The sequence below is a fragment of the Pseudonocardia humida genome, from assembly GCF_023898865.1.
In the GTDB taxonomy this organism is placed as follows: Bacteria; Actinomycetota; Actinomycetes; order Mycobacteriales; family Pseudonocardiaceae; genus Pseudonocardia; species Pseudonocardia humida.
In genome coordinates this window covers 10,972-29,504 of the sequence record NZ_JAGSOV010000037.1, presented here as the reverse complement: position 1 = coordinate 29,504, position 18,533 = coordinate 10,972, and the positions used below count along the sequence as shown (strand labels likewise).

Below are 18,533 nucleotides of genomic sequence, written 5' to 3'. Positions count from 1 at the left end.
TGATGAGCCGACCGTGACGACCGAGGCCCCGCCCCGCCCGGCCACCGCCGAGGAGCCCCCGCGCGGGGGCCGCTTCGCCCTGCTGCGCAACACCTGGCGCGGTCTGACGTCGATGCGCACCGCGCTGGTGCTGCTGTTCCTGCTGGCCCTGGCGGCGCTGCCGGGCGCGCTGCTGCCGCAGCGCTCGCTGAACCAGCGCCTCGTCGAGCAGTACTTCGCCGACAACCCCTCGATCGCCCCGCTGCTGGACTCCCTGGGCTTCTTCGACGTCTTCGCCGCGCCCTGGTTCGCCGCGGTCTACCTGCTGCTGATGGTCTCGCTGGTGGGCTGCGTGCTGCCGCGCACCGTGGAGCACGCCCGCGCGCTGCGGGCCGCCCCGGTGGCCGTGCCGCGCAACCTGTCCCGGCTGCCGCACCACGGCTCGGCCGAGCTGCCGGTCGGGCTGGACGAGGCCGCCGCGCTCGTCCGCGGCAGGTTGCGCGGCTGGCGGGTCGCCGAGCGGTCCGACGACTCGGGGGACGCCGCCGGGCGCAGCTTCTCCGCCGAGAAGGGCTACCTGCGCGAGGCCGGCAACCTGCTGTTCCACCTGAGCCTGATCGGGCTGCTGGTGATGTTCGCGGTGGGCAAGCTGTTCGGCTACGAGGGCCAGGTCATCGTGCTCTCCGGCGGCGGCCAGTTCTGCAACACCGGCATCCTGGGCTACGACTCGTTCCGCGCGGGCCTGCGCGTCGACGGCACGGAGCTGGAGCCGTTCTGCATCCGGGTCGACGACTTCCGCGCCGAGTACGAGCAGACCGGCCAGCCCAGCTCGTTCACCGCGTGGCTGGGCTACCAGACCGCCGACGACCTGGCCGCCGGGCGCACCGACAGCTGGCGGCCGTACACGCTGGCGGTCAACCACCCGCTGCGCGTCGACGGCTCCCGCGTCTACCTGCTGGGCCAGGGCTACGCCCCGCGCTTCACCGTCACCTTCCCCGACGGCCAGCAGCGCACCGGGGAGATCCAGTGGCGCCCGGTCGACCAGACCACCCTGCTGTCGGAGGGGGCCACGAAGTTCGAGCCGCCCGGCGTCACCGACGACGAGCAGCGGCGCACCCGGCAGCTGGCGGTCACCGGGCTGTTCGCCCCCACCAGCTCCGGCGGCGAGGTCGTGACCTCGATCTTCCCGGACCTGCGCAACCCCGAGGTCGCCGTCGACGTGCTGCGCGGCGACCTCGGCCTCGACGACGGCCGCGGCCAGTCCATCTTCCAGGTCGACCAGTCGAAGATCGACTCCGGCGAGCTGGTCCGGGTGGCGCGCGCCAACCTCGTGCCCGGGCAGTCGGTCACCCTCGACGACGGCACCGTGGTCACCTTCGACGGCGTGCGCAGCTTCGTCTCGCTGCAGGTCAGCCACGACCCCGGGCAGGTGGGCGTGCTGGTGTTCGCCGTCGTGCTGCTGGCCGGGCTGGGGGCCTCGCTCAGCGTGCGCAGGCGGCGGTTCTGGGCCCGGCTCACCCCCGTCGCGGACGACGGCGGCGGCCCCGCGCGGACCGTCGTCGAGGTGGGCGGGCTGGCCCGCACCGACCGCGCCGGCTACGGCGAGGAGTTCGACCGCCTGCGGGCGGACCTTCTGGACGCACCGACGGCCGCTCCGGCGGACGATCACGAGGAGAGCTGATGCCGGCCGAACTCGCCCTCTACAGCGACCGACTGTTCTTCGCCGCGGTCGTCGTGTACGTCCTGGCGATGGTCCTGCACGGCGGCGAGTACTCGCGTCGCCGCTCGACCAGGGCCGCGGCCCTGGTCGGGGCGGGCGCCGCGGCGGAGGTCGGCCCGACCCCGGACGAGGGTCCGCCCGCCGGCGACGGCGGAGCGGCCCCCGGGCCGCGCCGCGACCCCGCCGAGCGCCTCGGCCGGATGGCCGTCGCGCTGACGGTACTGGGCGCCGGGCTGCACCTGGCCTCGATCGTGCTGCGCGGGGTGGCGGCGCAGCGCTGGCCGCTGGGCAACATGTACGAGTACACCTCGATGATCTGCCTGGCCGCGGTGGTCGCCTGGCTGGTGCTGCTGCGCCGCTCGCCGGCCAGCCGCCCGGTGGGGCTGTTCGTGCTGCTGCCGGTGCTGATCCTGCAGTTCCTCGCCGGCACCGTGCTCTACGTGCCGGCGGGTCCGGTGGTGCCGGCGCTGCAGTCGTACTGGCTGTCGATCCACGTCACCACGATCGCCGCGTCCTCGGGGCTGCTGCTGGTGCCCGGCGTGGCCAGCGTGCTGTACCTGGTCCGGCGGACCGGGCGCAGCAACGCGGTGCTCGACCGGCTGCCCTCGGCGTCCGCGCTCGACCGGCTCGCCTACCGCACCACCATCGTCGCGTTCCCGCTGTACACGTTCGCGATCATCGTCGGGGCGATCTGGGCCGAGGCGGCGTGGGGGCGGTTCTGGGGCTGGGACCCGAAGGAGACCGTGGCCTTCGTCGCCTGGGTGGTCTACGCGGCCTACCTGCACGCCAGGGCGACCGCCGGGTGGCGCACCGGGGCGGCGGCCTGGATCAACATCCTGGCCGTCGCGGTTATGATCTTCAACTTGTTCTTCATCAACATGGTGGTGGCGGGCCTGCACTCTTACGCTGGTCTCGGTTGAGTGTGACCGGAGTCGCCGAGACCGGTCCACACCTCGACGAGAAGGAGCCGCGCGACTACCGTCGGCTGCAGTGTTCGGGATGAGCGGTCGAGACGACGGGTTGAGCGGGAATTGTCAATGACGGAGCGTGATTACGGGGGCGACCGGGACTACCCGGACGGCTCGGTGGGCCGCTACGTGCGCGAGCGCTGGGGGGCACCCCCGCCCGCCCGCGCGCCGCGCCCCTACATCGCCCCCGTCGAGGCACCGGCCCCGGTCGCGCCCGACCCCTACGCCGACGACGACCCCTACGCCGACGAGATGGACGCCGAGCTCGAGCTCGACGACCCCGAGCGTGGCGATGCCGCGCTGAACGGCGAGCGGCCCACCGACCCGCTGAGCCACCACACCCCCGGAGCGCCCCCCTCCGACGAGACGCAGGCGCTGCGGGAGGCCCGCGCCGACCTGCGCAGCCCGCGCGCCCCGATGAACCCGGTGTCCGAGCGGTACGACTCCGACCGGTTCGACTCCGACCGGTTCGACTCCGACCGGTTCGACTACCGCGACGACGACGTCGACCCGGACGCCGAGACGCCCCCGTCGGCCGTGGCGCCGACGTCCCCGGTCGACGTCGACATCGAGCACCGGTCGTCGGCGGGTGCCCCGGCGCCGCCCCCGCCCACCCGCGCCCCGCGCGGCGGCGGCGTGCGCGACCCGCTGCCCGAGGTGCCCACGTCGAGCGGCAGGCGCACCAGCCGGGCGCCCGGCGAGCTGTTCGGCGGCGCCGACGCCACCGGCGCCCCGGCGACGCCGCCGCAGGGCGCGCGCTGGACCGACCCGGGCGCCATCGCCGCGCAGGAGGCCCAGCGGGCGCGCAGCGGCTCGCAGGTCGCCGCCGACCCCGACCTCTCCTCGGCGCGCCTGCTGCGGGCCACCAAGCGGCCCCCGCAGTCGGGCTGGCGCCGGCTCGTCTACGTGCTGTCCGGGCGGCTGATCAACCCCGGCGAGAGCCCGTCGGACGTGCGCCGCCGCGAGCTCACCGCGCGGATCAACCAGCCGCTGCTGGGCTGCTACAAGATCGCGATGCTGAGCCTCAAGGGCGGCGTCGGCAAGACCACGGTCACCGCCACGCTCGGCTCCACGTTCGCCTCGCTCCGGGGCGACCGCGTCGTCGCGGTCGACGCCAACCCCGACCGCGGCACCCTCAGCCAGAAGATCCCGCTGGAGACCAGCGCCACCGTGCGCCACCTCCTGCGCGACGCGCAGCGCGTGCGCCGCTACACCGACGTGCGCGCCTACACCTCCCAGGGGCCTTCCCGGCTGGAGGTGCTGGCCAGCGAGCAGGACCCGGCCGTCTCCGAGGCGTTCAGCGAGGACGACTACCGGCGCACCGTCACCCTGCTGGAGCACTTCTACAACATCGTGCTCACCGACTGCGGCACCGGGCTGATGCACTCGGCGATGTACGGGGTGCTCGGCGTGGCCGACCAGCTCATCATCGTCTCGTCCGGCTCGATCGACGGCGCGCGCAGCGCATCGGCCACCATGGACTGGCTCGACGCGCACGGCCACGGCGACCTCGTCCGCAACTCGGTCGCGGTGATCAACTGCGTGCACCGGTCGTCCGGCGGGGTCGACCTCGACCGGGTCGCCGAGCACTTCTCGGCCCGCTGCCGCTCGGTGGTGCGCATCCCGTTCGACGCGCACCTCGAGGAGGGCGCGGAGGTCGACCTCGACCGCCTGGAGCCGGCCACCCGGCTGGCGCTGCTGGAGCTGGCGGCGACGGTCGCCGATGTCTTCGAAGGCGTCCCCGCCTGAGGGTGAGGGCGCGGGCACGGTAGGCCCACGACACGCGCACCGCAGCGGCCCGGCGCAGGCCCGGCGCACGCCGAAGGCCCGGTGCACCCGTGGGGGGTGCGGCCGGGCCGTCGTCGTCTAGCGGTAGCGCGGTGGCGAAGGTCAGGCCGTCGGGTCGTCGCGCCGACGGACCTTCTCGTCGAGCTGGCGCAGGAAATCGGCGTCGTCGTCCGGACCGCTGACCCGGGGACGGGGCCGGGTCGGGCCCGTGTACTGGCGCCGCGGGGGCGGAGCACCGTCCGGCTGGGCGGTGTTCATCGCCTTCCACAGCACCAGTGCGACCACCGCGGCACCGACGAACGCGATGAGGAACAGCATCGGAACCACCTCCGACCAAGAGGTTAGCGGAGGGGGCGCAATGCCGGAGTGAAGTGTCGGCGAGCCGTCGTCATCAGTGGCTCGGCGGCGCGGTGGCCTCACTGGTCAGGTCGGCGAGCAGGTTCTTCACCTCGGACTCGCGGAACCGGCGGTGCCCGCCCGGGGTGCGGATCGACCCGATCCGCCCGGCCGACGCCCAACGGGTGACGGTCTTGGGGTCGACCCGGAAGAGCGTGGCGACCTCGCCCGGGGTGAGCAGCCGCTCGCTGCTCCCGGTGTGCATAGTCACTGTCATCTGGACCTCCACGACCTGTGTCCAACGACCGGGGCCCGAGGACCTCGGATGTTCCGGGTCATCGTGACACTCGGGACCCCAGGTACTCGAACGGTTGTCCGGAGGTAAAGGGCTCTTAAAGGACGAACCGGACAAGTGGCCGACCCCGGACCAGCGGGTCGGCGCTCGGCCCGCCGGCCGTCGTACCCTCGGGACATGGCCACCTCACCTGCGCCGACGCGCCCCGGGTTGGGGCCGACCATCGCCCTCTACGCGCTCGCCCGGCTGGGCCTGCTGGCGCTGATCGCCCTGGCCCTGGTGCTGGCCGGGGTGCCGGCGCTGATCGCCGTGCTGGTCGCGCTGATCGTCGCGCTGCCGCTGTCCATGGTGCTCTTCCGCGGCCTGCGGGCCCGCCTCGACGAGGCCCTGTCCGTGGCCAAGCAGCGCCGGGCGGTCGAACGGGAGGCCCTGCGGTCGCGGCTGCGCGGCGACGAGCCCCCGGCCGACGCGCAGCCCGACCCCGAGGTGCGGCACGTCGCCCGCGCGGAGCCCGCCCCGTCAGACGTAGCGGCCCCAGACCAGCCCGACCGCCGTCAGGACTGAGAAGGCCAGCAGCAGCGCGCCGGTCCGGCCCAGCACGGCGACCAGCGCTCCGCCCTGCGCCCCGCGCAGGACGGCCCGCACCGGCGGCACCGCCAGCGGCAGCGCCAGCAGCGCCAGCAGCATCGGCCAGCTGCGCAGCCCGCCCACCGCGCTCAGCAGGAACGGGGCGAGCGCCAGCGCCGCGTAGAGCCTGCGGGTGTCGGTGTCGCCGAGCAGCACGGCCAGCGTCCGCTTGCCCGCCACCGCGTCGGTCGGGATGTCGCGCAGGTTGTTGGCCACCAGCACCGCGCAGGTCAGCATCCCCACCGCCACCGCGGAGACCACCGCGGGCGCCCCCGGCGCCCCGCTCTGCGTGAGCACGGTGCCCAGCACGGCCACCGGCCCGAAGAACACGAACACCGCGGCCTCGCCCAGCCCCGCGTAGCCGTAGGGCCGCCGCCCCCCGGTGTAGAACCACGCCCCCGCGATGCACACCGCACCCACCGCGAGCATCCACCACTGCTCGCTCAGGGCGACCAGCGTGATCCCGGCCAGCGCGGCGACGGCGAAGCAGACGAACGCCGCGGTCCGCACCGCCTCCGGCGACGCCGTCCGCGACCCGACCAGCCGCATCGGCCCGACGCGCTCGTCGTCGGTGCCGCGGATGCCGTCGGAGTAGTCGTTGGCGAAGTTGACGCCGATCACCAGCGACACCGCCACGACGAACGCCAGCGCCGCGGGCAGCGGCGCCACGACACCGTCGCCGACCGCGGCGCCGGTGCCCACGAGGACGGGGGAGACGGCGGTCGTCAGGGTGCGGGGGCGGGCCCCCTGGACCCACTGCGCCGGAGTGGCCACCGCCCAACGCTATCGCCCGCGCCCACCCCCCGGCCGTGATGTCCACCGCTCCGGTCGAGGCACCACCCCCGTCCGGCCGATCCGCCGCAGGGAAGCCGCACTCGACCGGGGCCCCGCGGGCTCAGTCGCCGAGCAGGGCGGCGACCGCGGTGCGGTCGGGCTTGCCGATCCCGCGCAGCGGCAGCTCCGCGACGACCCGCAGCACCCGCGGCACGGCGGCGCGGCCGAGCTCGGCGCGCACGGCGGCGCGCCAGCCCTCGTCGTCGGCGGGGGCGCCGGGCTCGGGTTGCACGGCGGCGCCCACGACCTGCCCCCACTCCGGGTCGGGCAGCCCGACCACGCAGGCCGAACGCACGCCCGGCTGCGCCGCCAGCACCCGCTCCACCGCCGAGGGCGCCACCTTCTCCCCGCCGGTGTTGATGACGTCGTCGGCCCGGCCCAGTACCTCCAGCCTGCCGTCGCGCCACCGACCGAGGTCGCCGGTGCGGAACCGGCCGCCGGTGAACGCGGGGTCGTCGGGCCGGCCGAGGTAGCCGGTGGCCAGGGTGGCCCCGCCGAGCAGGACGCGGCCGTCCGGGTCGAGGTCGACGTCGACGCCGTCGAGCGGGACGCCGTCGTAGACGCAGCCGCCCGCGGTCTCCGACATGCCGTAGGTGGTGACGACGCGCACCCCGGCCGCCCGCGCGCGTTCGCGCAGCCGGGCGTCGAGGGCGGCGCCACCGACGAGGATGGCGGTGTAGCTGCGCAGGGCGTCCAGCGCCGGGCCGCCGGCGTCGAGCAGCCGGCCGAGCTGCGTCGGCACCAGGCTGGTGCAGCGCGCCCCCGGCCCGAGCCGCCCGGTGGCCGCGACGAAGTCGTCGGTGCGGAACCCGCCGCGCAGGTCCTGCACCTGCGGCGGCGCTCCGGCCAGCAGCGCCCGCACCACCACCTGGACCCCGGCGATGTGCTCGGCGGGCAGCGCCAGCAGCCACCGCGCCGGGCCCCCGAGCCGGCGCTCGGTGGCCCGGGCCGACGCCTCCAGCGCCGCGGCGGAGAGCACCACCAGCTTGGGCACCCCGGTGGACCCGGAGGTGGCGATGACCACGGCGGAGCCGGGCGGGGGCTCGGCGGCCGGCGGGGGGACGGGAGCGGGCCCGACGGGCAGGACGGGCGCACCGCCCGCGAGTGCGCCGCGGAGGGCGTCGGCGAGGTGGGCGGCGGCGGCGGGGGAGCCGTCCACCTGCAGGTGCAGCACGGTCGTCCCTTCGGTGGCGCTGCGGCGACGCTACCCCGGCGGACCACCCCGCCCGATCTCCGTCGACCGTTCCGCGACCACGTCGCGGAGTCCGTGGACCCGTCGCAGGCGCCGCGGCCTCAGCGACGGGTACCCAGCCCCTGGAGGTGCGGAAGTCGGTGGAGGGCTGCCCGCGGGGGGTGCAGGGTGACGGTGTGGATCTGGTGACCGTGCTCCCGGCGTTCCTGCTCGCCGTCCTGCTGATCTCCGCCACGCCCGGCCCGGCGATGGCGCTGATCCTGCGCCGGGCGGCCCTGCGCGGCACCCGCGCCGCCGTCCCCACCGTCCTCGGGCTGGAGGCCGGGCTCTACCTCTGGGCGCTGGCGGCGGGTGCGGGGCTCGCAGCGCTGGTGGCGGCGTCGGAGGTGGCGTACACCGTGCTGCGGGTGGTCGGGGCGGCCGTGCTGCTCGGGCTGGGCCTGCGGGCCTGGTGGGCGGTGTGGAAGGACCGGCGCGGGGCCGAGCCGGAGCCGCCGCGGCGGCGGTCGTCGGGCGGCGCGTTCGTCGAGGGGCTGCTCGTGCAGCTGGCCAACCCGAAGGCGGCGGTGTTCGTGTTCGCGTTCTACCCGCAGTTCGTCCCGCAGGACGGGCCCGTGCTCGCCTGGACGGCCGGGCTCGCCGCCCTGCAGGTCGTCGTGGAGACGGCGCTGTGCCTGGGGCTGGCGGCGGCGGTCGGGCGGGCGTCGGGCTGGTTCCGGCGCCCCCGGGTCCGGCGCAGGCTCGAGGCGGTCAGCGGCACCGTGCTGGTCGCGCTCGGCGTCCGGGTCGCCGTCACCGCCCCCTGAACCCACGAAGCCCGCCCCGCGCCCACCACCCCGCGCCTCGTGTCAGGAAAGCCACCATCAGGACGTCTGGTGTCCTGATGGTGGCTTTCCTGACGTCCGGGCCGGGCGGGGCGGGGCGGGGCGGGTCAGTAGTGCCAGGGGTAGGGGGACCAGTCGGGGTCGCGCTTCTGCAGGAAGGCGTCGCGGCCCTCGACCGCCTCGTCGGTCATGTACGCCAGCCGCGTCGCCTCCCCGGCGAACAGCTGCTGCCCCACGAGCCCGTCGTCGAGCAGGTTGAACGCGTACTTCAGCATCCGCTGCGCGGTCGGCGACTTCCCGTTGATCTCCCGCGCCCAGTCCAGCGCCACCTCCTCCAGGTCGGCGTGCGGGACCACCTCGTTCACCGCGCCCATCCGGTGCATCTGCTCGGCGGTGTACTCGCGGCCCAGGAAGAAGATCTCGCGGGCGAACTTCTGCCCGACCTGGCGGGCCAGGTAGGCCGAGCCGTAGCCGCCGTCGAACGAGCCCACGTCGGCGTCGGTCTGCTTGAACCGGGCGTGCTCGGCGCTGGCCAGCGTGAGGTCGGCGGTGACGTGCAGGGAGTGGCCGCCGCCCGCCGCCCAGCCGGGGACGACCGCGATCACGACCTTGGGCATGAACCGGATGAGCCGCTGGCACTCCAGGATGTGCAGCCGCCCGGCGCGGGCCGGGTCGACGGTCTCCGCGGTGTCGCCGGAGGCGTACTGGTAGCCGGTGCGCCCGCGGATGCGCTGGTCGCCGCCGGAGCAGAAGGCCCAGCCGCCGTCCTTCGGGGAGGGGCCGTTGCCGGTGAGCAGCACGCAGCCGACGTCGGGGGTCTGGCGGGCGTGGTCGAGGGCCCGGTACAGCTCGTCGACGGTGCCGGGGCGGAACGCGTTGCGCACCTCCGGGCGGTCGAACGCGATGCGCACGGCGCCGGTGTCGACCGCGCGGTGGTAGGTGATGTCGGTGAAGTCGAACCCCTCGACGACCTGCCAGGCCGCGGGGTCGAAGATCTCGGAGACCTGGTCGGGCACGCCGCCACCCTACGGTCAGCCCTCGGCGGCTTGCTGGGCCTTCGCGTAGGCGAGCTGCAGGAAGTCGGCCCCGGTGGTCGCGGTGAAGGTCGCCGCGACCAGCCGGGTGGCCCGCGGGGCGAAGACGAAGCCGATCGCGAAGCCGGTGGAGATCCACACGTCCAGGCAGAACGGGCAGGTCAGCAGCTCGCCCAGGGAGTGGCGCAGGCCGCCGGCCGCGCGCACCTCCTCCATCACCTCGGCCGGCCCGCCGTTCCCGGAGTACCGGGTGAACGGGGCGCGCAGCGGCGCGGTCACCGAGTCCTTGCTGATCGTGCGGGACAGCTTGTGGGTGCCTGCGGCGAGCAGGGCGACGTCCCACGGCGAGATCGTCGCGGGCAGCCGCCTGCCGGTGAGCGCGGCCAGCCCGGCCGCGCCGGCGACCAGGGCGGCGAACACCGCCATCACCAGGACGTAGCCGCCCAGCGGGCGGTCGGCGCCGTCGCGGTGGGCGTCGGCCTCGGCCTCGGCCCTCGCCGCGACGTCGTTGCTGAGCTGGTTGCGGGTCATGCGGTCTCCTTCGTCGCAGCCCCGGTACCCCGGCTGGGCGCGCTCATGCCGTGCCCGGGCGAATCCGCCCGCCCGGCACCGGGCCGACGTCGTGCACCCGGCGCCCGCCCGCCAGCTCGGCGTGCCGCTGACCGGGGGAGACGCCCGCGGCGGCGGCCAGCCGGTCGGCCACGGCGCCGGTGACGAAGGCGTAGACGGCCTTGCCCGCGAGGTCGACCGCGAGCTCGTCGCGCGGCCAGGTCCACGGGGGCGCGCCGACCCCGGTCCAGTTCTCGACGATCTGGTCGGCGGTCAGCCGCACCACGGTGAACATCGACGACGCCCACGGCCCGCGCAGCCCGGCGAACGCCATCACCCCGCGCACCGCACCGACGCCCGCGGCCATCCCGACGTGCATGCCCCACATCCGCCGCTGCAGCCCGCGCCGGTCGGTGCCGCCCAGGCGCAGCACCCGTCCGGCGACCCGGCCGGGCACCTGGGAATCCGGGCGGCGCGTCAGCGCCTGCTCGAGCTTCTCCGCCACCGTCATCGCGGCGACCCCGGCCAGTCCCGCCGCCACCCCACTGCCCACCGCTCGCGCCAACATGGCGCCCGGATACCCAGCGCGGGGCCGATCAGCCGCGCATCCGCGACGACTCTGCGCCGTCCGCGTCGGACTACTGGCAGGATCACCGCCGTGCAGAGCCTCGCCAAGGGCGCCAACGCCCCGCTTCCCGCCGGCCCGGTCGCCGTGCGGGTCCGCGCCGCCGCCCCGGTCGACATCTCCGCGCTGCTGCTCACCGCGGCCGGCAGCGTCCGCAGCGACGACGACTTCGTCTTCTACAACCAGCCCTCGGCTGCGGGCGTGCGCTACCGCGAGGACGGCGTCGACGTCGACCCGGCGGCCGTCGAGGCGGCCATCGAGAAGGTGACGGTCACCGCCAGCCTGGACGGGCGGGGTCCGGCGAACTTCGGCGCGCTGGGCGGGCTGCGGATGGACGTCGAGGTCGCCGGCGCACCGGTGGTGTCCTTCGAGCCCGACGGCCTGAGCACCGAGACGGCGCTGCTCTGCGTGGAGATCTACCGCCGCGGCGACCAGTGGAAGGTGCGCGCGGTCGGCCAGGGCTACTCGGCCGGGCTGGGCGGCATCGCGAAGGACTTCGGCATCTCCGTCGCCGACGACACCCCCGAGCCCACCCCGCCGCCCGCGCCCGCCGCGGCCCCGGCCGCCGCCCCTGCCGCCCCGGCCGCCGTCGCCCCGTCGCAGCCGGCCGCCGCTCCGGCCGCGTCCGGCGGGAAGCTCGACCTGAGCAAGGGCAAGGTCTCGCTGGCCAAGCGGCAGACCGTCTCGCTGACCAAGGGCGCCGGGACCCCGCCGCTGCGCCGGGTGAGGATGGGCCTGGGCTGGGACCCGGCCAGCCACGGCCGCAACGTCGACCTGGACGCCTCGGCCATCGTCATCGGCGCGCGCGGCAAGAAGGTCGACTCGGTCTGGTTCATGAGCCAGAACGCCTGCAAGGGCGCGATCGGGCACTCCGGCGACAACCTGACCGGCCACGGCGGGGGCGACGACGAGATGATCAGCGTCGACCTGGAGAAGCTGCCCCCCGACGTCATGGCGATCGTGTTCACGGTCAACTCGTTCCAGGGCCAGAAGTTCACCGACGTGCGCAGCGCGTACTGCCGGCTGGTCGACATCGACACCGAGACCGAGCTGGTCCGCTTCGACATCACCGAGTCGGCGCCGCGCACCGGCGTGGTGATGAGCGTGCTCAAGCGCAACGGAGCGGTCTGGGAGATGACCGCCATCGGCGAGTTCGAGGACGGCCGCACCGTGCGCTCGATGTACAAGGTCGCCGAGCGCATCGTGGGCGGGCTGGGGCCGGGCTGGTAGTACTGCCCCATGGAGCGGCTGGGGCAGACCACGACGGTCAACGCCAGGGTGCTCGACGCCCTGCGGGCCGCCGTCGTCAGCGGTGAGCTGGCGCCGGGCACCCTGCACTCGGTGCAGACCCTGGCCACCCAGCTCGGCGTGTCCCGCACCCCGGTCCGCGAGGCGCTGATCAAGCTGGCCCAGCAGGGCATGGTGCGCTTCGAGCGCAACCGGGGCGTGCGGGTCCTGCAGACCTCCCTGCACGACCTGGAGGAGATCTTCGCGCTGCGGCTGCTGCTGGAGGTGCCGGCCACCCGCCGGGCCACCCAGCTGCTCGACGACGGCGGGCGCAAGGAGCTGCGCAAGCTGTTCCGGCAGATGCAGCGCGCCGCCGAGGCCGACGACGAGTTCCGGCTGTGGCAGTACGACCGCCGGTTCCACGAGGCGCTGATCGCCGCCTCCGGCAACACCCGGCTGGTGTCCTACGTCGACGGGCTGCGCGACACGGTGCTGCGCCAGGGCGTGTCCACCGCGGGTTCGTCGCGCTCGTTGGCCGACATCCTGGCCGAGCACGAGGTCATCCTCGACCGGGTGGAAGCGGGCGACGCCGACGGGGCCGCGGCCGCGATGCGCCGTCACGTGCTGCACACCGCCGAGCTGCTGATCGCGCAGGAGGGCGGCGGCACCGACGTCGCGCTCGACTGGGCCTGCCCCGCCCCCTGACGGCGGGACCTGGTCGAGCGGGTGGGCGCGCGTTGACGGGTGGAGTGCTACATGCCACCGTGACTCGATCTCCGGTGCGCGCCCCGGAACCCCGCCCACCCCTCCACCGTCGAAGGGAAGCCCATGGCCACCGCGAACAAGGTCACGATCCTGCCCTGCGGGGCGATGACCGCCGACCTGACGTGGCTGCTGCTCAAGCCCGGCAGGTCGATCACCGACCGCAGCTCGAAGAACAACCCCGCCCCCTGGGTCGACGTGCCCACGCACTGCGTGCTCGTCGAGACCGACGAGGGCCGCATCCTGTGGGACACCAGCTGCCCGCGGGACTGGGAGGAGCGCTGGGGGCCGACCGGGCTGCAGGAGTTCTTCCCCTACGACAAGGTCAGCGACTCGGAGTACCTCGACTCGCGGCTCAACCAGGTGGGCGTGGGGCTCGACCAGATCGACAAGGTCATCCTGTCGCACCTGCACTTCGACCACGCCGGCAACGCGAACATGTTCAAGGGCACGAACGCGAAGCTGGTCTGCCACGAGAAGGAGCGCGACTTCGCGTTCGGCTTCGAGGGCCTGTTCACCGGGGCCCACCTGAAGACCGACTACGAGGAGCTGACCTTCGAGACGGTCTCCGGCGACACCGAGATCGCCCCCGGCGTCACGCTGATCGAGACGCCCGGGCACACCGTGGGCACGATGTCGATGCGGGTGGACCTGCCCGACAGCGGCACCATGATCTTCACCTCGGACGCCGTCTACATGGGCGAGAGCTGGGGCCCGCCCGCCGTGCCCGCGGCGATCGTGAACAACCTGGAGGACTTCTACTCCTCGGTGGAGAAGCTGCGCGTCATCCAGGAGCAGACGAACGCGACGATGGTGTTCGGCCACGACGCCGACCAGATCCACCAGCTCCGCGTCGCGCCCGAGGGGGCCTACACGTGACAGCTCCCGACCTCACCGAGGAGACGATCTTCACCTGGGGCGCGCCGCCGCTGAAGTTCGGCGCAGGCGCCACCGACGAGATCGGCTTCGAGCTCAGCCAGTACGGCGTCAAGCGGGTGCTGATCATCACCGACGCGGGGATCAGCGCGATCGGCGTGCCGCAGCGCATCGCCGACAACCTGCGCCGCTACGAGATCGACTCGGAGATCTTCGACGGCGTGCACGTCGAGCCGACCGACGACTCGATGAACAAGGCCACCGAGTACGCCCGGGTGCAGGGCCCGTGGGACGGGTTCGTCGCGGTCGGTGGCGGCTCGGCGATCGACACCGCCAAGGCGATCAACCTGCTGACCAGCCACCCCGGCGAGCTGATGGACTACATCAACAAGCCGATCGGGAACGCCAAGGTGCCCCCGGGCCAGCTCAAGCCGCTCATCGCGGTGCCGACCACGGCGGGCACCGGCTCGGAGTCCACCGCGATGTGCGTGCTGGACATCCTGTCGATGAAGGTCAAGACCGGGATCAGCCACTGGCGGCTGCGCCCGACGCTGGCCGTCATCGACCCGCTGCTGACGCTGACGCTGCCCGCCGGCGTCACCGCGGCGTCCGGGATGGACATCGTCTGCCACGCGGTCGAGTCCTACACCGCGCGCTACTACACGACGTTCGACCGCAAGAAGCCCGAGGAGCGGGTCACCTACTGCGGCTCGAACCCGGTCTCGGACCTGTGGTGCGAGAAGGCGATGGGCCTGATCGCCCAGTCGTTCCGCACCGCGGTGCACGAGGGCGACAACCTCGAGGCCCGGTCGAACATGATGATGGCCGCGACGTTCGCCGGGATGGGCTTCGGCAACTCCGGCGTGCACATCCCGCACGCCAACGCCTACCCGATCGCCGGCATGGTCAAGGACTACCGGCCCGTGGGCTACCCGCAGGACGAGCCGATGGTCCCGCACGGGGAGTCGGTGTCGCTGACCGCGCCGGAGGCGTTCCGGTTCTCCTTCTCCAGCGCCCCGGAACGGCACCTGCGGGCCGCCGAGCTGATGGACCCGCGCGCCGACAAGGTCAACGACCAGCGCGAGCAGCTGCCCTCGGTGCTGGTGTCGCTGATGCGCGACATCGGCATCCCGAACGGGATCGGCGGGGTCGGCTACACCGAGGCCGACGTCCCCGACCTCGTCCCGGGCACGATGAAGCAGCAGCGGCTGCTGGCGACCTGCCCGAAGACGCCCACCGAGGACGACATCGCCGACATCCTCACCAAGTCCGTCGAGAACTGGTAGCCGTGCCGATCTACGTCTACCGCTGCACGTGCGGGCTGCGCTTCGAGCAGCTCGCCCCGTTCGACGCGGCCGCACCGCAGTGCCCGGACTGCGGCGGGGAGACCCGCAAGATCCCCGCCGGGTTCAGCCTGGGCGGGCGGGCCGACGCCGGGCTGAGCAAGGAGCAGATGCCCCAGACCTGGAAGGGCACCTACGCCGGCGACCGGGAGTACACCACCGGGCTGCAGCGCCAGTGGGAGCGCCGCCAGAAGCTGGAGGCCAAGCACCCGGAGCTGGCCGGTGACCAGCGCCCGATCATCGCCCACGAGGGCCGCTACCACGGCGCGCCGCTGCGGGCGGGCGACCCGGTGGTCGGTGGCGGTGCCGGCCACGGTCACGGGCACGGCCACGGGCATGGGCACGGTCACGGGCACGGGCATGCGGACAAGCCCGCGGCGAAGCCGGAGACCCCGGCCCCGACGTCGCCACCGAAGAAGCCGAGCAGCGGAGGCACCACCTGAACGACCGACCCAGCGCCCTGCAGCGCGACCTCGCCGCGGCCGTCCGCGGCGAGGTCCGCTTCGACACCGCGACCAGGGCCATGTACTCCGCCGACGCCTCCAACTACCGCCGCGTCCCGATCGGCGTGGTCGCGCCGGTCGACGAGGAGGACGTCGCCGTCGCGGTCGCCCTGTGCCACGCCCACGACGTGCCGCTGATGCCGCGCGGCGCCGGCACGTCGATCGGCGGGCAGGCCGTCAACACCGCCGTCGTGCTCGACTTCAGCCGGCACATGACCCGGATCCTGGAGATCGACCCGCAGGCCCGCACGGCCCGCGTGCAGCCCGGCGTCGTGCTCGACCGGCTGCGCGCCGCGGCCCAGCCGCACGGCCTGACCTTCGGCCCCGACCCGTCCACGCACAACCGCTGCACGCTCGGCGGGATGATCGGCAACAACGCCTGCGGCTCGCACTCGGTGGCCTGGGGCAAGACCGTCGACAACGTGCACGCCATGGACGTGCTGACCTACCGCGGCGAACGCTTGTCGCTGGGCACCGGGCAGGCCGCGGGCCGCATCCCGGACGCGCTGCGCGAGCTGGGCGGCAGGTACGCCGACACCGTCCGCAGCTCCTTCCCCGACCTCACCCGCCGCGTGTCGGGCTACAACCTCGACCAGCTGCTCCCGGAGAACGGCTTCGACCTGGCCAAGGCGCTGGTCGGCACCGAGGGCACCTGCGCGACGATGCTCGCCGCCACCGTGCGGCTCGTCGAGTCGCCGCCGGTGCGGGCGCTGGCCGTGCTCGGCTTCCCCGACGCCTACCTCGCCGCCGACCACGTGATGCCCATCCGCGAGCTGGGCCCGCTGACCATCGAGGGCATGGACGCCGGGCTGATCGCCGCGCTGCGCGCGTCGCGCCCGAACGAGACGGCGTCGCGGATGCTGCCCGCGGGCGCGGGCTGGCTCTACGTCGAGACCGGCGGCGCGACCCGCGCCGAGGCCGTCGCCGCCGCCGACGCCGTCGTCACCGCCATGAAGCCCTACGGTCCGTCCAGCCTCGTGGTCAGCGAGCCCGCGCGGATGCGGGCGCTGTGGCGGATCCGCGAGGACGGCGCCGGCATCGTCACCCGCTCCCCGGACGGCGGGGAGGCCTACCCCGGCTGGGAGGACGCCGCCGTCCCGCCCGAGCGGTTCGGCGCCTACCTGCGCGAGTTCGACGCCCTGCTCACCCGGCACGGCCGCCGCGGCGCCTACTACGGCCACTTCGGCGACGGCTGCCTGCACGTCCGCCTCGACTTCGACCTGCTGACGACGGGCGGCGTGGCCGGCTTCCGGGCGTTCATGGAGGACGCCGCCGACCTGGCCGTCGCGCACGGCGGCTCGCTGTCGGGCGAGCACGGCGACGGCGTGGCTCGCGCCGAGCTGCTGCCCCGGATGTACCCGCCGGAGGTCATCGGGGCGTTCGAGGAGTTCAAGGCGGTCTGGGACCCCGACGACCGGATGAACCCCGAGCGCGTCGTGCGGCCCGCGAAGCTCGACGACGACCTGCGGGTCTTCGTCGGCATGCCCACCCTGCGCGACGAGCCGGAGCTGGCCTTCGCCCACGACCGCGGCTCGTTCACCCGCGCCACCCGCCGCTGCCTCGGCGTCGGCAAGTGCATCAGCGCGAGCGGCGGCGTCATGTGCCCCAGCTACCGCGCCACCGGCGAGGAGATGCACTCCACCCGCGGCCGGGCCCGGCTGCTGTTCGAGATGGCCTCCGGCGACGTCATCACCGGCGGCTGGGACTCCCCGGAGGTCGGCGAGGCCCTCGACCTGTGCCTGTCCTGCAAGGGCTGCAAGAGCGACTGCCCGGTCGGGGTGGACATGGCCGCGTACAAGACCGAGTACCTGGCCCAGCGCTTCCGGGGGAAGCGGCGCCCGGCGTCGCACTACTCGATGGGCGCGCTGCCCCGCTGGATGGGCCTCGTCGGCCGGCTCCCGGCCGGCGCCGTCGCCGCCCTCAACGCCGCCGCCCGCAGCCCCCTCGCGGCCGTCGCGAAGCGCCTCGGCGGCATCGACCCGCAGCGGTCCATCCCCCCGATCGCCCCCACCCCCTTCACCCGCTCGGCCTCCCCCGCCCGTCGTCGTCTCGCGCTCCGGTTCAGGAAAGCCACGATGCTGCCCCCACAGGGCGGGAACGTGGCTTTCCTGAACCAGGGCGGGGGCAATTCGGCGGGGACGCGGGGGCGGGTGCTGCTGTGGCCCGACACGTTCACCAACCACTTCGACCCCGCCGTCGCCGCCGACGCCGTCGCCGTGCTGGAGAGCCTGGGCTACACCGTGGAGATCCCGCCACGGGACGTCTGCTGCGGGCTCACCTGGACCTCGACCGGCCAGGTCGACACCGCGCGCCGGGTGCTGCGGCGCAGTCTGCGCACCATCGAGCCGTGGCTGCTGGCCGGGGTGCCGGTGGTGGGGCTGGAGCCCTCGTGCACGGCGGCGCTGCGCTCGGACGCCGGGGAGTTGCTGCCCGACGAGCCGCTGGTCGCGGTGCTGCCCGAGCGCGTGCGGACGTTCGCCGAGCTGCTCGCCGGGCACGTCGACGAGCTGCGGGGCGCGGTGGCATCGCCCGGGCGGAAGGCGCTGGTGCAGGTGCACTGCCACCAGCACGCCGAGCTGGGCACCGAGGCCGACCGGGCGGTGATGGCGGCGCTGGGCATCGACGCCGAGGTGCTCGACTCGGGCTGCTGCGGGCTGGCGGGCAACTTCGGGTTCGAGAAGGGCCACTACGAGGTGTCGATGGCGTGCGCGGAGCGGGTGCTGCTGCCGGCCGTGCGCGCCGCGGCGCCGGACGTCGAGGTCCTGGCCGACGGGTTCAGCTGCCGCACGCAGCTGCGCCAGGCCGGCACCCGGGAGCCGGTGCACCTGGCGACCCTCGCCGCCCGCGCGCTCCAGGTGGGCACCGCCCGCTCCTGAGAGCGCGTAGACCAGGCGCTCGGGGCCGGGCGCAGCGGGAAGCAGCTCGGCCGGCGCGTCGCGGTGTCCGTAGCCGAGCGCCCCGAGCCGGGCGACGACCTCGCGGGCGTAGTAGACGACCGCGTCGACGAGATCGCCCCGACCGGCATCTTGTCAACGTCTAGATATGGGAAGT

The 18,533-nt window shown here is 74.4% G+C and carries 18 protein-coding genes; 11 read left to right on the top strand and 7 right to left on the bottom strand.

The window, feature by feature from the left end; all coding sequences use genetic code 11:
• Positions 1–13 precede the first annotated feature (13 nt).
• From resB to KDL28_RS17125, 3 genes are all read left to right on the top strand, one after another.
• On the top strand, positions 14–1,660 hold the full coding sequence (gene resB, locus KDL28_RS17135) for a cytochrome c biogenesis protein ResB (RefSeq protein WP_372496998.1): 1,647 nt from the start codon (positions 14–16) through the stop codon (positions 1,658–1,660).
• Positions 1,660–2,619, top strand: a complete 960-nt coding sequence (gene ccsB / locus KDL28_RS17130; protein ID WP_252439788.1) for a c-type cytochrome biogenesis protein CcsB — start codon at positions 1,660–1,662, stop codon at positions 2,617–2,619. The genes resB and ccsB overlap by 1 nt, the downstream gene beginning before the upstream one ends.
• A 117-nt stretch (positions 2,620–2,736) precedes the next feature.
• On the top strand, positions 2,737–4,416 hold the full coding sequence (locus KDL28_RS17125; protein ID WP_252439786.1) for a MinD/ParA family ATP-binding protein: 1,680 nt from the start codon (positions 2,737–2,739) through the stop codon (positions 4,414–4,416).
• A gap of 141 nt (positions 4,417–4,557) precedes the next feature.
• On the opposite strand, the gene KDL28_RS17120 is transcribed toward KDL28_RS17125, so the two are convergent.
• Together KDL28_RS17120 and KDL28_RS17115 are read right to left on the bottom strand one after the other, a co-directional pair.
• A complete protein-coding gene (locus KDL28_RS17120; RefSeq protein ID WP_252439784.1) occupies positions 4,558–4,773 on the bottom strand; it encodes a hypothetical protein in 216 nt (71 codons plus the stop codon).
• Between the two features lie 73 nt (positions 4,774–4,846).
• Positions 4,847–5,068 (bottom strand): BldC family transcriptional regulator, encoded by a 222-nt coding sequence (locus tag KDL28_RS17115; RefSeq protein ID WP_372496997.1) that lies wholly within the window; start codon positions 5,066–5,068, stop codon positions 4,847–4,849.
• A 195-nt stretch (positions 5,069–5,263) separates the two neighbouring features.
• On the opposite strand from KDL28_RS17115, the gene KDL28_RS17110 reads away from it, so the two are divergent.
• The gene (locus KDL28_RS17110) at positions 5,264–5,650 is read left to right on the top strand and encodes a DUF4229 domain-containing protein (RefSeq protein WP_252439782.1); all 387 of its coding nucleotides are present in this window, start codon (positions 5,264–5,266) and stop codon (positions 5,648–5,650) included.
• Here the strand turns inward: KDL28_RS17110 and KDL28_RS17105 are convergent.
• Both KDL28_RS17105 and menE read right to left on the bottom strand, forming a co-directional pair.
• Positions 5,606–6,487: a 1,4-dihydroxy-2-naphthoate polyprenyltransferase gene (locus tag KDL28_RS17105; protein WP_252439780.1), complete on the bottom strand. Its 882-nt coding sequence runs from the start codon at positions 6,485–6,487 to the stop codon at positions 5,606–5,608. The genes KDL28_RS17110 and KDL28_RS17105 overlap by 45 nt on opposite strands.
• A 121-nt stretch (positions 6,488–6,608) precedes the next feature.
• Positions 6,609–7,721 (bottom strand): o-succinylbenzoate--CoA ligase, encoded by a 1,113-nt coding sequence (menE, locus tag KDL28_RS17100; RefSeq protein ID WP_252439778.1) that lies wholly within the window; start codon positions 7,719–7,721, stop codon positions 6,609–6,611.
• 194 nt (positions 7,722–7,915) lie between these two features.
• Here menE and KDL28_RS17095 point away from each other — a divergent pair, with 194 nt between their 5' ends.
• Positions 7,916–8,545, top strand: coding sequence for a LysE family translocator (locus KDL28_RS17095; RefSeq protein WP_252439776.1), 630 nt, complete (start codon positions 7,916–7,918; stop codon positions 8,543–8,545).
• Between the two features lie 125 nt (positions 8,546–8,670).
• Here the strand turns inward: KDL28_RS17095 and KDL28_RS17090 are convergent, their stop codons facing one another.
• Genes KDL28_RS17090 through KDL28_RS17080 form a run of 3 tightly spaced genes read right to left on the bottom strand, consistent with a single transcriptional unit; the run spans position 8,671 to position 10,714 of the window.
• Complete coding sequence (locus KDL28_RS17090; protein ID WP_252439774.1) at positions 8,671–9,579, bottom strand: 1,4-dihydroxy-2-naphthoyl-CoA synthase; 909 nt, start codon at positions 9,577–9,579, stop codon at positions 8,671–8,673.
• Between the two features lie 15 nt (positions 9,580–9,594).
• Entirely contained in the window at positions 9,595–10,128 is a 534-nt protein-coding gene (locus tag KDL28_RS17085) for a DUF1360 domain-containing protein (RefSeq protein ID WP_252439772.1), read from the bottom strand.
• A 43-nt stretch (positions 10,129–10,171) separates the two neighbouring features.
• Positions 10,172–10,714, bottom strand: a complete 543-nt coding sequence (locus tag KDL28_RS17080) for a hypothetical protein (protein WP_252439770.1) — start codon at positions 10,712–10,714, stop codon at positions 10,172–10,174.
• Between the two features lie 90 nt (positions 10,715–10,804).
• Here KDL28_RS17080 and KDL28_RS17075 point away from each other — a divergent pair, with 90 nt between their 5' ends.
• The 6 genes from KDL28_RS17075 to KDL28_RS17050 all read left to right on the top strand — a co-directional run bounded on the left by KDL28_RS17075 (position 10,805) and on the right by KDL28_RS17050 (position 18,358).
• The gene (locus KDL28_RS17075; protein WP_252439768.1) at positions 10,805–12,001 is read left to right on the top strand and encodes a TerD family protein; all 1,197 of its coding nucleotides are present in this window, start codon (positions 10,805–10,807) and stop codon (positions 11,999–12,001) included.
• A gap of 9 nt (positions 12,002–12,010) precedes the next feature.
• Positions 12,011–12,703, top strand: coding sequence for a GntR family transcriptional regulator (locus KDL28_RS17070; RefSeq protein WP_252439766.1), 693 nt, complete (start codon positions 12,011–12,013; stop codon positions 12,701–12,703).
• 123 nt (positions 12,704–12,826) lie between these two features.
• Positions 12,827–13,639 carry an N-acyl homoserine lactonase family protein gene (locus KDL28_RS17065; protein WP_252439764.1) on the top strand — a complete coding sequence of 271 codons (813 nt, stop codon included), beginning with the start codon at positions 12,827–12,829 and terminating at the stop codon, positions 13,637–13,639.
• Positions 13,636–14,922: a hydroxyacid-oxoacid transhydrogenase gene (locus KDL28_RS17060; protein WP_252439762.1), complete on the top strand. Its 1,287-nt coding sequence runs from the start codon at positions 13,636–13,638 to the stop codon at positions 14,920–14,922. Before KDL28_RS17065 ends, KDL28_RS17060 begins: the two co-directional genes overlap by 4 nt.
• Positions 14,923–14,924: 2 nt before the next feature.
• Complete coding sequence (locus KDL28_RS17055) at positions 14,925–15,422, top strand: FmdB family zinc ribbon protein (RefSeq protein WP_252439760.1); 498 nt, start codon at positions 14,925–14,927, stop codon at positions 15,420–15,422.
• An 80-nt stretch (positions 15,423–15,502) separates the two neighbouring features.
• Complete coding sequence (locus KDL28_RS17050) at positions 15,503–18,358, top strand: FAD-binding and (Fe-S)-binding domain-containing protein (protein ID WP_308216016.1); 2,856 nt, start codon at positions 15,503–15,505, stop codon at positions 18,356–18,358.
• The last annotated feature ends 175 nt before the right edge of the window (positions 18,359–18,533 follow it).

Bases quoted from the DNA above. Each gene is read 5' to 3' on its own strand.
- KDL28_RS17110 (WP_252439782.1), top strand. From the start codon at position 5,264: ATGGCCACCTCACCTGCGCCGACGCGCCCCGGGTTGGGGCCGACCATC.
- KDL28_RS17120 (WP_252439784.1), bottom strand. From the start codon at position 4,773: ATGCTGTTCCTCATCGCGTTCGTCGGTGCCGCGGTGGTCGCACTGGTG.
- KDL28_RS17115 (WP_372496997.1), bottom strand. From the start codon at position 5,068: ATGACAGTGACTATGCACACCGGGAGCAGCGAGCGGCTGCTCACCCCG.
- ccsB (WP_252439788.1), top strand. From the start codon at position 1,660: ATGCCGGCCGAACTCGCCCTCTACAGCGACCGACTGTTCTTCGCCGCG.
- KDL28_RS17065 (WP_252439764.1), top strand. From the start codon at position 12,827: ATGGCCACCGCGAACAAGGTCACGATCCTGCCCTGCGGGGCGATGACC.
- KDL28_RS17050 (WP_308216016.1), top strand. From the start codon at position 15,503: ATGTACTCCGCCGACGCCTCCAACTACCGCCGCGTCCCGATCGGCGTG.
- KDL28_RS17085 (WP_252439772.1), bottom strand. From the start codon at position 10,128: ATGACCCGCAACCAGCTCAGCAACGACGTCGCGGCGAGGGCCGAGGCC.
- KDL28_RS17070 (WP_252439766.1), top strand. From the start codon at position 12,011: ATGGAGCGGCTGGGGCAGACCACGACGGTCAACGCCAGGGTGCTCGAC.
- KDL28_RS17125 (WP_252439786.1), top strand. From the start codon at position 2,737: ATGACGGAGCGTGATTACGGGGGCGACCGGGACTACCCGGACGGCTCG.
- KDL28_RS17080 (WP_252439770.1), bottom strand. From the start codon at position 10,714: ATGTTGGCGCGAGCGGTGGGCAGTGGGGTGGCGGCGGGACTGGCCGGG.